Here is a 12,666-nt window from a genome sequence, read left to right on the forward strand (position 1 = left end):
TCCTTGATGATTGCTTCATAACAGTCCTCCTCACCTTAATTAAGTAATGTGCAATAACTATATAATTGATTTATTTTGAAATAAAACTTGATTTTATAATTGAAAAGGCTTACATTTATAATTAAATCAGATTATTTAGATAATTACAACCTTTTAGTTATTTATAATAATTAAATCTGGTTTTGAAATAAATTATTCCTCGAATAGTTTTAGTTATTCGAAGTTCTTATTCAAAATATTTGGAGGTAATAGGATGGAAGCAAGCAATTATCGAACAAAGTTAATATTCTTTCTTGGTGCATTAGGTGGTTTGCTTTATGGATATGACACTGGCGTTATTTCTGGCGCTTTACTATTTATAAAAAATGATATTCCACTAACAAACTTTACCGAAGGACTTGTTGTAAGTTCCATGTTAGTTGGTGCAATATTCGGTTCGGGCGCAAGTGGACCTTTATCAGACAAACTCGGGAGAAGAAAGCTAGTATTTATAATAGCTATCGTATTTATACTTGGTGCTTTAATACTTTCATTTGCACAATCAATGGTCATACTTGTTATCGGTAGATTCATCATTGGTTTAGCAGTCGGAGGCTCTACAGCAATCGTACCAGTGTACCTTTCAGAAATGGCACCAACAGATACAAGAGGATCACTCAGCTCGTTAAATCAACTTATGATTACAATAGGGATTCTAGCATCATATTTAGTAAACTATGCTTTCGCTGATGCTGAGGCATGGAGATGGATGGTAGGTTTAGCTGTTGTACCATCTATTATTCTTATGGCTGGTGTTTACTTTATGCCAGAAAGTCCAAGATGGTTACTTGAGCATAGAAGTGAAAAAGCAGCTAGAAAAGTTATGGCTATAACACGACAACAATCTGAAATCGATAAAGAAATAGATGAAATGAAAGAAATTATTCATATATCAGAAAGCACATGGACAGTATTGAAATCTGTGTGGTTAAGACCTGTACTACTCATTGGCTGTATATTTGCTTTATTACAACAAATAATCGGTATCAATGCTATCATTTATTACGCTCCTACTATCTTTAGTCAAGCAGGTTTAGGAGATGCAACTGCAATTTTAGGTACAGTAGGAATTGGTTCTGTTAATGTGATAGTTACCATTTTTGCGATTATGATTATGGATAAAATTGATCGTAAAAAACTACTCATTACAGGGAATATCGGTATGGTTAGTTCATTACTTATAATGGCAACACTAGTATGGACAATCGGTCTAGACTCTACAGTCGGTGCTTGGATAATCGTAGCATGCTTAACAATGTTTATTATTTTCTTCGCATTCACATGGGGACCTATTTTATGGATTGTTCTACCAGAATTATTCCCTATGAGAGCACGAGGTGCAGCAACAGGAATTGCAACATTATCATTATCAATTGGTAGTTTATTAGTCGCTCAATTATTCCCGATACTCACGTCAGTAATGGGTATTGAACAAGTATTCTTGATTTTCGCAGCAATCGGAATATTAGCAATGATATTCGTTATAAAATATATTCCTGAAACAAGAGGACGTAGTTTAGAAGAAATTGAAGTAGATTTAAGAAACAGAACATCTTCAGCAACATTATCTGAAATAGATTAAAAATAAAACACCCAATCCGTAGTATTTCTTTCGGATTGGGTGTTATTTATTTTAATAAAATTGTATTACTGTAGTCGTTAATGATTAACCAATTGAACCTTCCATTTCAAATTTGATTAGGCGGTTCATTTCTACAGCGTATTCCATTGGTAATTCTTTTGTAAATGGTTCAATGAAGCCCATTACGATCATTTCAGTAGCTTCTTCTTCTGAAATACCACGGCTCATTAAGTAGAATAATTGTTCTTCAGATACTTTAGAAACTTTCGCTTCGTGTTCCAATGAAATGTTATCATTCATAATTTCATTATAAGGAATTGTATCTGAAGTAGATTCATTATCCATAATTAATGTATCACATTCAATGTTTGAACGAGCACCTGTAGCTTTACGGCCAAAGTGTACTTGTCCACGGTAAACAACTTTACCGCCATTTTTAGAAATTGATTTTGATACAATTGTTGATGAAGTGTTTGGCGCTTTATGAATCATTTTAGCACCAGCATCTTGTACTTGTCCTTTACCTGCAAGTGCGATAGATAAAGTCATACCTCTAGCGCCTTCTTCAAGTAAGAAACAAGATGGATATTTCATCGTTAATTTAGAACCTAAGTTACCATCGATCCATTCCATCGTACCATTCTCATAAACAAATGTACGTTTTGTAACTAAGTTATAAACATTATTTGCCCAGTTTTGAATAGTTGTATAACGACAGTATGCATCTTTTTTAACAATAATTTCAACTACAGCTGAGTGTAGTGAATTTGTTGAGTAAACAGGTGCTGTACAACCTTCAACATAGTGTACTGAAGAACCTTCGTCAGCAATGATTAATGTTCTTTCAAATTGACCCATATTTTCAGAGTTAATTCTGAAGTACGCTTGAAGTGGTGTTTCAAGTTTTACACCTTTTGGTACATAAATGAATGATCCACCTGACCATACTGCTGAGTTCAATGCTGAGAATTTATTATCAGCAGCTGGAATTACAGTTGCGAAATATTCTTTAAATAAATCTTCATTTTCACGTAATGCTGAATCAGTGTCTTTGAAGATAATTCCTTGATCTTCTAAGTCTTGTTCCATATTATGGTAAACAACTTCTGATTCATATTGTGCTGATACACCCGCAAGATATTTTTGTTCTGCTTCAGGAATACCTAATTTATCGAAAGTATTTTTAATTTCTTCTGGAACTTCATCCCATGAACGTTCTGAACGTTCTGAAGGTTTTACATAATATGTGATTTCATCAAAGTTTAATTCTGTTAAATCCCCACCCCACATTGGCATAGGCATTTTGTAAAATTGTTTTAATGATTTCAAACGAAAATCAAGCATCCATTGTGGCTCGTCTTTCATTTCAGATATTTTTTTAACTATTTCTTCTGTTAAACCTCTACCTGAACGGAAAATAGAAACATCTTCATCATGGAAGCCATATTTATAATCTCCAACTTCTGGTGATTTTTTAGCCATTTTCTTCACTCCTCTATTATAATAGCGTTCGCCCATTGTTCAAAAGTTACGCGTTATCTTGCTCTTTTGTTCCTTTTTCAAATGCTTTCCAAGCTAATGTTGCGCATTTAATACGTGCTGGGAACTTAGACACTCCTGATAGAGCTTCAATGTCGCCCATTTCTTCATTGATATCGTAAGATTCTCCAAGCATCATATTTGAAAATTCTTTGCTCATTGCTAAAGCTTCTTCGATTGAATGACCTTTTACTGCTTCAGTCATCATTGATGCACTAGACATTGAAATAGAGCAACCTTCACCTTCAAACTTAGCATCTTTAATAACATTATCTTCAACATCTAATGTTAAGCGGATGCGGTCACCACAAGTAGGGTTGTTCATATCTATTGTTAAAGATCCATCTTCAAGAACACCTTTATTACGAGGGTTCTTGTAATGATCCATAATGACAGAACGGTATAGTTGATCTAAGTTATTAAAATTCATAAGAGAAAAACTCCTTCGCTCCATTAAGTGCCTGAATTAACTGGTCAACATCTTCAGTAGTATTATAAATATAGAAGCTTGCTCGTGCTGTTGAAGATTGGTTTAACCATTTCATTAATGGTTGCGCACAATGATGCCCCGCTCTTACAGCGACACCTTCAGAATCTAGTGCAGTCGCTAAATCATGTGGATGTACACCTTCTACATTAAATGTTATTAGCCCTGCTCTTTTGTCAGGGGCTGGTCCATAAATATCTAATCCATCGATTTTAGACATTTCATTGTATGCATAACTAACTAAATCATACTCATGCTGATGAATGTTATCCATTCCGATAGAATCAATATATCTTATAGCTTCAGCTAAGGCAATTGCTTCAGCAATAAGAGGTGTTCCTGCTTCAAATTTAGTTGGTAAGTCTGTCCATGTTGCATCTTCTAATCCAACAAAGTCAATCATATCTCCACCAAATTCAATAGGTTCCATCTTATCTAATAAATTACGCTTACCATATAAGACACCTATTCCAGTAGGACCTAACATTTTATGTCCACTAAAGCTAAAGAAGTCCACATCTAAATCTTGAACATCAACATTCATATGTGGTGCTGACTGTGCACCATCAACTGCTATAACAGCATTATGATTATGCGCAACTTCAGCAATATACTTCACATCATTTATCGTTCCTAATACATTTGATACATGAGTTACTGCAACAATTTTAGTATTATCATTTATCGTGTTATCGATGGCTTCTTTTTCAAGTTCGCCACTTTCTGACATCGGAATAAATTTAAGCTTTGCACCAGTTCTTTTAGCCAATTGTTGCCAAGGTACGATATTAGCATGATGTTCCATTTGTGTAACAACAATTTCATCACCTTCTGAAACATTTGCGTCACCATAACTATGTGCAACTAAATTGATTGCTGTTGTTGTACCTCTTGTAAAAACAACTTCTTCAAAATACTGTGCGTTTATAAATCTTCTAACTGTTTCACGCGCTTTTTCGTAAGCATCTGTTGCAAGCGTACCAAGTGTATGCACACCACGATGAACATTTGAATTATAGCGATTGTAATAATCTACTATACTATTCGTTACTTGCGTAGGTGTTTGACTTGTGGCTGATGAATCTAAGTACACGAGTCTACTACCGTTAACTTGTTGCTCTAATATTGGAAAATCTTTTATAATTTTTTCTACATTAAATGTTGATTCGGCCACATTATCAGACCTTTCTGTGCCTTTATTTATATTTGTGTTGTTACTTTAAGTTCGATAACATCACGTAATTGACGTTTTACGTCTTCAATTGGCAATGCAGATACAACTGGGTCTAGGAAACCGTGAATAACTAAGCGCTCTGCTTCTTCACGAGAAATACCTCTACTCATCAAGTAGTATAATTGGGTTGGATCTACTCTACCTACTGAAGCTGCATGTCCTGCTGTTACATCATCTTCATCAATAAGTAAAATTGGGTTTGCATCTCCACGTGCTTTTTCAGATAACATAAGAACACGAGATTCTTGTTGTGCATCTGCTTTAGTACCACCATGTTTAATGTAACCAACACCATTGAAGATAGATGAAGAACTATCTTTCATAACGCCGTGTTTCAAGATATGTCCGATTGATTCTTTACCATATTGAATGATTTGTGTTGTAAAGTTTTGTTTTTGTTCTCCACGACCTACTACTACTGTTTTTAGGTTACAGTTTGAACGGTCACCCATTAAATAAGTAGTGTTGTCATTGATTGTACTACCATCATTCATTAAGCCTAATGCCCAATCAATTGTTGCATCAGCATCAGCTGTGCCACGACGAATAATATGTCCAGTAAAATCTTTATCCATGAAATCAACTGTACCATAAGTGATATTTGAGTTAGCTCCAGCTATAACTTCAGAAACAATATTTAACTGACCTTTATTTGAAGATACAGTAGATAAATAGTTCTCAACGTAAGTTATTTCAGCACTTTCTTCAGTTACGATAATCGCATGGTTGAAGAAGCTCGCATCGCTATCATCATGAAGTACTACATATTGTACAGGATCTTTAACGACAACATTTTTTGGTACGTATACGAAGACACCACCATTTACTAATGCTGCGTGAAGTGCAGTTAATCTATGCTCATCTACTTTAACAGCATCTGTCATGAAGTATTTTTGCACTAAATCACTGTTTTCAATTAAAGCTGTTTTTAAGTCTTTAATTACAACACCTTGTTCAATTAATTTTTCGTCTACTTTAGTAAAAGCAGGCGTATTATTATGTTGAACAATTAAGTTTGTTGCATTTTCAGTATCGATAATTTTTTGTACTGATTCAGGTAAACTTTCAATTGAATCGAATGTATCACTTTCAACTACATGAGTGTTAAAAGTATCAAAATTCCATCTATCAATTTTAGTTTTGTCTGGTTTAGGCATTTCTAATTTATCTAAATTTTGAAAACTTTCTTTTCTTAAATCAGTCATCCATTGTGGTTCGTTCTGAGATGCTGAATAATTAACGATGTCTTCAATGTTAATATTTAACTTTGTTTCAGTTGCCATTTATACTCCTCCTACTTGACTATAATTCTTATATATTATTCAGCGTTGATTGTTTCGTCTTCAATATTAAGTTCGTCTTTAATCCACTCGTAACCTTCTTCTTCAAGACGTCTCGCTAATTCTTCGCCACCTGATTTTACAACGCGACCTTGCATCATAACGTGTACGAAGTCTGGTGTAATATAATTTAATAGTCTTTGATAGTGAGTAATAATTAAGCAACCAAAGTCTTCACCGCGCATTTTGTTGATACCTTTTGATACAACTTTTAAAGCGTCAATATCTAAACCTGAGTCAATTTCATCTAAGATAGCAAACTTAGGTTCTAACATCATTAATTGAAGAATTTCATTACGTTTCTTCTCACCGCCAGAGAAACCTTCGTTAAGGTATCTTTGAGCCATGTCTTGATCCATTTCTAATAGATCCATTTCTTTATCTAATTTCTTAATGAATTGCATTAAGTTAATTTCGTCGCCTTCTTCACGTTTAGCATTTATAGCAGAACGTAAGAAATCAGCATTTGTTACACCAGAAATTTCTGATGGATATTGCATAGCTAGGAATAAACCAGCTTGAGCACGTTCATCAACTTCCATTTCTAATACATTTTCACCATCTAAAAGGATTTCACCTTTAGTTACTTCATATTTAGGGTGTCCCATAATAGCAGAAGATAAAGTTGATTTACCAGTACCATTTGGTCCCATTATTGCGTGAATTTCACCTTGTTGTATTGTTAAATCTACACCTTTAAGAATTTCCTTGCCTTCGATTTCTACGTGTAAATCTTTGATTTCTAATTTTGATGCCATATTATTTTTTCCCTCCAGAGAATTTATTCACATTTAAAAAAGATAACCCTACATTATCTTTTCTAGTTTATAATAATTTTAATCTAACGTCAAAGTTTGTTATGATTCTTTACCCTTCACATTATAACGTAGTTACTAAGTCAATTAAACACTTTCGCTCAATTTATATAGAAGAAACGCTTCATAAATAACATTTTTCTGAAAAGTCTTTCAAATGATAATCATTTCAATCTATTCTCATTTTATGTAAAATCTATTTGAATGGCTTAAGAAGGCTATTTAGGAAAATGTATATTATAATGATGTTAAATAAAATTTAAAATACGGAAAGGAAGTCCAAATGAAACGCTATGAACAATTTGCATTTGTAATAAGTGCGATATGTGCTTTTATATTATTATTAAATTTAGTAGGCGTCATAAATATAAGTAGTTTATACAACACACTTTTAACCGCATTGACAATTGCTAGTATCGCTACATTTAATGTAAGAAACTATAGATCAATTGGCATTATTTTATACGCAATAGCAGTCTTCATGATTGTTATTTATTTCGCTAATGGCATGGTATAAATTATTAGCGGTCAAGACTACGAAAACTAGCTCAATAAAATTAAAAGAGCATCTAGCCGAATAGCTAGATGCTCTTTTAATATATTTATTTTGCTGAAATTACTGCACCATCATATTTTTTATCGACGAAGTCTTTAATTTCTTTTGATTGTAATACTTTTATTAACGCTTTGATTTTCTTATCGTCTTTGTGTCCTTTTTGTACTGCGATAAGGTTAGCGTAAGGTGATTCTTTACCTTCTACTGCGATTGAATCTTTTATTGGATTTAATCCTTGTTCAATTGCAAAGTTAGAATTGATAATTGTAGCGTCACCTTCGTTTGCTTGATAAGATTTCGGTAAGAATTCTGCTGATTGTTTGTTGTTGAATTTAATATTTTTCTTATTTTCAGTAATGTCATCGAATGTTGCATCTATTGGATCAACGCCGTCTTTAATTTTGATTAATCCTGCTTTTTCAAAGAATGCTAAAAATCTTCCTTCTTCTGCTGGGTTATTTGAAACGTATACTGTAGCATTTTTCGGTAAGTCTTTTAATTCTTTATATTTTTTAGAATAAACTGCCATTGGTTCTAAGTGTACATTTCCTGCAGACTCAATTTTATATCCTTTTTCTTTAGATTCAGTATCTAAATAAGGTGTATGTTGGAAAAAGTTTGCATCAAGTTCACCTTTATCTAATAATTTGTTAGGTGTTGTGTAATCGTTAATTGTTTTAATTTCTAAATCATAACCTTCTTTTTTAAGAAGTGGCTTTGCTTCTTCTAATATTTCAGCGTGTGGTGCTGGTGATGCACCTATTTTAATTGTTTCTTTTTTACCTTTGTCATCGCCGCTTCCTCCACCACATGCAACTAGCACTACTGCTAATAGTGAAATGAATAATAAACCAAAAACTTTTTTCATGTGAAACACTCCTTTAACGTTTATCAATTTTTTTAACAATAATATCTCCAATAAATTGGATTACAAATACAATAATTAATATAAAGATTGTTGAAATTAAAATGACATCATTTTGATTTCGTGTAAATCCAGTTAAGTAAGCTAAGTTACCTAACCCACCTGCTCCAATTACACCTGCAATTGCTGTTGATCCCACTAATGCAATTGCTGTCACTGTAATACCTGAAACTAAGGCAGGTAATGATTCTTTAATTAACACTTTTCTTACTACTGTCCATGTTGTAGCACCCATTGATACAGCTGCCTCAATAACGCCTTTATCGATTTCTTTCATACCTATTTCTACTAATCTAGCATAGAAAGGTGATGCACCTATGATTAATGCTGGTAGTGCACCTTTTGGACCACTGATTGTTCCTAATAAAATATCTGTAAAAGGTATTAATAGTAGAATTAAGATGATGAATGGAATAGCTCTGAATAAGTTAACGACGAATGATACGATTGAATAAAATATTCGAGAGCTCTTTGATGTCCCTCTTGATGTTAAAAATAGTAATGTTCCTAATATTAAACCAAATACTAATGTAAATACTGTTGATATTACCGTCATGTATAGTGTTTCATATAATGCTTCCCATACGGCATCCCATTTAACATTAGGCATTGTAATCATTTCAGTTATAATATCTCCAAATGATTTATTCACTTACATTCACCTCTACTTTCACACCAAGATCATTAAGTTCTTTTTTAATTTGATCTTTAGAATAATCACCTTGAGGTAAATGAACGATCATATGGCCAAATGTGCCATTTTGAGTCAACTTAACATCACCTTCAATGACATTAATATCGATATTATATGTTTTAATAATTTTTGCTAACACAGGTTCTGAACTCGTTCCACCAACGAAATTCAGTTTCCAAATTTCTCCGTTTGGTTGTTCTTTTCTGAAATCTTCTAATGTTCTTTGAAGATCATCAGCTTTTAAGTCATCTTTTACGAAACGCTGTGTAACATATGTTTGAGGGTCATTAAATACATTGATAACTTCTCCCTCTTCGACAAATTTACCATTTTCCATGACTGCAACATGATCACATATTTTTCTAATGACATGCATTTCATGTGTAATAAGTATAATTGTTAAATTGAGCTCTTTGTTTATGTCTACTAATAAATCTAATATTTCATCAGTAGTTTGAGGATCTAATGCACTTGTTGCTTCGTCACATAATAATACGTGCGGATCATTTGCTAAAGCTCGAGCTATACCAACTCTTTGCTTTTGCCCACCGGATAATTGTGATGGATAAGCATTCTCACGACCTTCAAGACCCACTCTTTTGATAAGTGCTTTTGTTTTTTCGTTTATCTCACTTTTAGATACCCCTGCAATTTCTAAAGGAAATGCAATGTTATCTTTAACCGTACGAGACCATAGTAAATTGAAATGTTGGAATATCATACTTACCTTTTGTCTTTTTAATCTAAGGTCTTGTTTAGAAAGTTTGCCAATATTTGCACTATCAACTATAACTTCACCTTCAGTTGGCGTTTCCAGACCGTTAAACATTCGTATTAATGTACTTTTTCCAGCTCCAGAAAATCCAATTACACCATATATACTTCCTTTATCTATTTTTAAGTCGACATGGTCAACAGCTGTAATGTCACCTTTTTTTGTTTTGAAAGTTTTAACAACTTTATTTAACTCAATCAAATCTGCTGCCTCCTAATCTTTAAATTAAAAACGCCTTACTCTAATTATCAAGAGAAAGGCGTTAGAAATATGTCTTTCTCTCATCTTCAAAAGTTTACACTTTTTGTGAATTGGCACCATTTCATATATATATGACGGTTGCCGGGCTTCAAAGGGCACATCCCTCCACCACTCTTGATAAGAGTTACTACGTATTTAATTAAATTCATACTATCATGATAAGTTTTTATCGTCAATAACTTTTTGAATATTCTCAACAATATAAGGAACAGACTGAAAAGCGTATATTCTTTCTATGACCTTATCTTGTTTCATAATGAATAATACAGGTACTGATAAGATTTCAAATTCTCTACAGAACTCTGGATAAAAATTTAAATCACATTTATTGATTGGTAATTGTGTTACTTCGTTCGCTATATCCAGCATACGCTCAGATATTTTGCACGTTCCACATGTAGGTGTATAGCCAAATAATAAATGTAAATCCTTATCAAAATGCTTGTATATATCGTTCAATATTTCTGTGTGTTTCATGGTAACGATACTTCCCTTTCAATACAAAATCATTGTTTACTGTAAATCCATGATAGTTTAACACATTCGCTAAATATTGTCTTGGACAGCGAGCTACTTCAGAAAATGTCGAATCAATATAAATATGACGACTTTCACTCACATACTTCTTAAACCATTTTCGAATACGTTTACCTTCTTTATCTTGATCGACTAAAACATATACTTGTGAACCATAAATTTCTTCTAAAAGTTCGTCCATTTTTTCTACACCCATTGTTCCATGTGTACAAATAATATGAACATGATCATTTAATACTTCTTTCACTCGTTTTTTATCAGAAATACCTTCTACGATTATTACTTTTTTAATCATCGCCATGGCCATCACCTTCTACAAATGAATTAATATTATAGTTCAACTTCGTATTCAAGATTTAAAAAAACTCCATGATACCATTTGCATCGTGGAGTTTAATATTATATTATTCACCTATCATTTCACTATAAGCGTCTGCATCTAGTAATCCATCTAATTGAGCTTTATCAGATAACTCAACTTTAACCATCCATGCTTTATCATATGATGATTCATTAACAAACTCAGGGCTATCTTCTAGTTCTTCGTTTACTTCAACGACTTTTCCAGATAGTGGTGCATATAGTTCAGAAACTGTCTTAACAGATTCTACACTACCAAATGAATCTCCACTAGTTAATTCGTCACCTTCTTCAGGTAACTCAACAAACACAATGTCCCCTAATTCTGATTGAGCAAAATCAGTAATACCAATTGTTACAACATCACCATCAATTTTTACCCATTCATGTTCTTTAGAATATTTTAACTCACTAGGTACTGTCAAAGTAATCCCCTCCTATATGTATTTCACCTATAATCATGACATAAAGCGATTATTCAAGCAACTATTTTTACAACCAAGTTTGGCGATATTCGTCTTCTTTAAAACCTAAAGTAACCTTATTGCCTAAAACTGCTAAAGGTCTTTTGATTAACATACCATCTGAAGCTAATAAATCGAATTTTTCGTTGTCAGACAAATCATTCATTTTATCCTTTAAACCCAACTCGCGATATTTAGCGCCTCGAGTATTAAATAATTGATTCACAGTAATATCTGTTCCATCAATGATATCCTTTAATTCTTTAGCTGTTGGTGTTAACTGTGTAATATCAATCGGTTCGAAACTAGCACCATTCTCTTCTAGAAACTTTGCTGCCTTTTTGCAAGTTGTACAATTAGGATATTGATAAAATTTTATCATGTCTTTACCTCCATATGTCTATTTAAATCTATTATAACAATATTACTAACGAACATATAGTAATGAGTTAAATAATTTTTAAAATATTGAAAATGCGATATACTTTAATTATAAGAAAAATTTCTAAGGAGCATAATAAAAATGAGAACAATTAGTCAATATGCAGAATTCGAAGAGATCACACAAAGCGAAGAACCAGTAGTTGTAAAATTCTTTGCAGACTGGTGCCCAGATTGCACAAGAATGAACCAATGGATTGATCCTATCATCGACGAATATCATAATTTCAACTGGTATCAAATTAATCGCGATCAAGTTCCAGAAGCGGCTACAGAAAATGATGTAATGGGAATTCCAAGTTTATTAGTATTTAAAAATAACAAAAAACTTGCTCACTTACATTCAGCAAATGCCAAAACACCTGAAGATGTAAAAGCATTTTTAGCTGAAAACTTAAAATAATAAATAGTTGATTTAAATAAGTAAGAGGCTGAGACAAATTAATTGTCTCGGCCACTTACTGTATGGTGATGATTTTGAGAATGTCTTCGATTAACTATCTAATTAATCTACAACTTAGCCGATTTCTTCGATTAACTCTCTACTTAATCTACAACTTGCCCGATCTCTTCGATTAACTCTCTACTTAATCTACAACTTGCCCGATCTCTTCGAT

15 protein-coding genes and 1 riboswitch are annotated in these 12,666 nt (G+C 32.9%); of the genes, 3 read left to right on the forward strand and 12 right to left on the reverse strand.

Annotated elements, in window-relative coordinates; translation table 11 throughout:
• The first annotated feature begins 253 nt into the window (after positions 1–253).
• A complete protein-coding gene (gene glcP, locus CD129_RS08510; protein WP_107509708.1) occupies positions 254–1,621 on the forward strand; it encodes a glucose transporter GlcP in 1,368 nt (455 codons plus the stop codon).
• An 84-nt stretch (positions 1,622–1,705) separates the two neighbouring features.
• On the opposite strand, the gene sufB is transcribed toward glcP, so the two are convergent.
• Genes sufB through sufC form a run of 5 tightly spaced genes read right to left on the reverse strand, consistent with a single transcriptional unit; the run spans position 1,706 to position 6,979 of the window.
• Complete coding sequence (gene sufB, locus CD129_RS08515; protein WP_078357706.1) at positions 1,706–3,103, reverse strand: Fe-S cluster assembly protein SufB; 1,398 nt, start codon at positions 3,101–3,103, stop codon at positions 1,706–1,708.
• 46 nt (positions 3,104–3,149) lie between these two features.
• Positions 3,150–3,590 (reverse strand): Fe-S cluster assembly sulfur transfer protein SufU, encoded by a 441-nt coding sequence (sufU, locus tag CD129_RS08520; protein ID WP_078357707.1) that lies wholly within the window; start codon positions 3,588–3,590, stop codon positions 3,150–3,152.
• Positions 3,580–4,851, reverse strand: a complete 1,272-nt coding sequence (locus tag CD129_RS08525; RefSeq protein ID WP_174221883.1) for a cysteine desulfurase — start codon at positions 4,849–4,851, stop codon at positions 3,580–3,582. Before CD129_RS08525 ends, sufU begins: the two co-directional genes overlap by 11 nt.
• A complete protein-coding gene (sufD, locus tag CD129_RS08530) occupies positions 4,848–6,164 on the reverse strand; it encodes a Fe-S cluster assembly protein SufD (protein ID WP_107509709.1) in 1,317 nt (438 codons plus the stop codon). The genes CD129_RS08525 and sufD overlap by 4 nt, the downstream gene beginning before the upstream one ends.
• Before the next feature lie 35 nt (positions 6,165–6,199).
• The gene (sufC, locus tag CD129_RS08535; protein ID WP_078357710.1) at positions 6,200–6,979 is read right to left on the reverse strand and encodes a Fe-S cluster assembly ATPase SufC; all 780 of its coding nucleotides are present in this window, start codon (positions 6,977–6,979) and stop codon (positions 6,200–6,202) included.
• A 340-nt stretch (positions 6,980–7,319) separates the two neighbouring features.
• Here sufC and CD129_RS08540 point away from each other — a divergent pair, with 340 nt between their 5' ends.
• Complete coding sequence (locus CD129_RS08540; protein WP_107509710.1) at positions 7,320–7,553, forward strand: hypothetical protein; 234 nt, start codon at positions 7,320–7,322, stop codon at positions 7,551–7,553.
• 85 nt (positions 7,554–7,638) lie between these two features.
• Here CD129_RS08540 and CD129_RS08545 read toward each other — a convergent pair whose 3' ends face one another.
• From CD129_RS08545 to CD129_RS08575, 7 genes are all read right to left on the reverse strand, one after another.
• Positions 7,639–8,460, reverse strand: a complete 822-nt coding sequence (locus CD129_RS08545; RefSeq protein ID WP_107509718.1) for a MetQ/NlpA family ABC transporter substrate-binding protein — start codon at positions 8,458–8,460, stop codon at positions 7,639–7,641.
• 13 nt (positions 8,461–8,473) lie between these two features.
• Positions 8,474–9,169 (reverse strand): methionine ABC transporter permease, encoded by a 696-nt coding sequence (locus CD129_RS08550; RefSeq protein WP_078357712.1) that lies wholly within the window; start codon positions 9,167–9,169, stop codon positions 8,474–8,476.
• Complete coding sequence (locus CD129_RS08555) at positions 9,162–10,187, reverse strand: methionine ABC transporter ATP-binding protein (RefSeq protein ID WP_107509711.1); 1,026 nt, start codon at positions 10,185–10,187, stop codon at positions 9,162–9,164. Before CD129_RS08555 ends, CD129_RS08550 begins: the two co-directional genes overlap by 8 nt.
• Before the next feature lie 77 nt (positions 10,188–10,264).
• Positions 10,265–10,371: riboswitch (SAM riboswitch) on the reverse strand.
• Between the two features lie 29 nt (positions 10,372–10,400).
• Positions 10,401–10,724 (reverse strand): thioredoxin family protein, encoded by a 324-nt coding sequence (locus CD129_RS08560; RefSeq protein WP_078357714.1) that lies wholly within the window; start codon positions 10,722–10,724, stop codon positions 10,401–10,403.
• Positions 10,681–11,085 carry a toprim domain-containing protein gene (locus tag CD129_RS08565; protein WP_078357715.1) on the reverse strand — a complete coding sequence of 135 codons (405 nt, stop codon included), beginning with the start codon at positions 11,083–11,085 and terminating at the stop codon, positions 10,681–10,683. The genes CD129_RS08560 and CD129_RS08565 overlap by 44 nt, the downstream gene beginning before the upstream one ends.
• Before the next feature lie 103 nt (positions 11,086–11,188).
• Positions 11,189–11,569, reverse strand: coding sequence for a glycine cleavage system protein GcvH (gcvH, locus tag CD129_RS08570; protein ID WP_078357716.1), 381 nt, complete (start codon positions 11,567–11,569; stop codon positions 11,189–11,191).
• 67 nt (positions 11,570–11,636) lie between these two features.
• Positions 11,637–11,990, reverse strand: coding sequence for an arsenate reductase family protein (locus CD129_RS08575; protein WP_078357717.1), 354 nt, complete (start codon positions 11,988–11,990; stop codon positions 11,637–11,639).
• 141 nt (positions 11,991–12,131) lie between these two features.
• Between CD129_RS08575 and CD129_RS08580 the strand changes: the two genes are divergently transcribed.
• Positions 12,132–12,452, forward strand: coding sequence for a thioredoxin family protein (locus CD129_RS08580; RefSeq protein ID WP_107509712.1), 321 nt, complete (start codon positions 12,132–12,134; stop codon positions 12,450–12,452).
• Positions 12,453–12,666 lie beyond the last annotated feature (214 nt).

It is taken from the genome of Mammaliicoccus fleurettii, assembly GCF_003970575.1.
GTDB lineage: Bacteria > Bacillota > Bacilli > Staphylococcales > Staphylococcaceae > Mammaliicoccus > Mammaliicoccus fleurettii.

Excerpts from the sequence above, each read along its gene's own strand:
- CD129_RS08540 (WP_107509710.1), top strand. The coding sequence starts at position 7,320 with ATGAAACGCTATGAACAATTTGCATTTGTAATAAGTGCGATATGTGCT.
- glcP (WP_107509708.1), top strand. The coding sequence starts at position 254 with ATGGAAGCAAGCAATTATCGAACAAAGTTAATATTCTTTCTTGGTGCA.
- sufB (WP_078357706.1), bottom strand. The coding sequence starts at position 3,103 with ATGGCTAAAAAATCACCAGAAGTTGGAGATTATAAATATGGCTTCCAT.
- CD129_RS08545 (WP_107509718.1), bottom strand. The coding sequence starts at position 8,460 with ATGAAAAAAGTTTTTGGTTTATTATTCATTTCACTATTAGCAGTAGTG.
- CD129_RS08565 (WP_078357715.1), bottom strand. The coding sequence starts at position 11,085 with ATGGCGATGATTAAAAAAGTAATAATCGTAGAAGGTATTTCTGATAAA.
- sufU (WP_078357707.1), bottom strand. The coding sequence starts at position 3,590 with ATGAATTTTAATAACTTAGATCAACTATACCGTTCTGTCATTATGGAT.
- CD129_RS08580 (WP_107509712.1), top strand. The coding sequence starts at position 12,132 with ATGAGAACAATTAGTCAATATGCAGAATTCGAAGAGATCACACAAAGC.
- sufC (WP_078357710.1), bottom strand. The coding sequence starts at position 6,979 with ATGGCATCAAAATTAGAAATCAAAGATTTACACGTAGAAATCGAAGGC.
- CD129_RS08575 (WP_078357717.1), bottom strand. The coding sequence starts at position 11,990 with ATGATAAAATTTTATCAATATCCTAATTGTACAACTTGCAAAAAGGCA.
- sufD (WP_107509709.1), bottom strand. The coding sequence starts at position 6,164 with ATGGCAACTGAAACAAAGTTAAATATTAACATTGAAGACATCGTTAAT.
- CD129_RS08560 (WP_078357714.1), bottom strand. The coding sequence starts at position 10,724 with ATGAAACACACAGAAATATTGAACGATATATACAAGCATTTTGATAAG.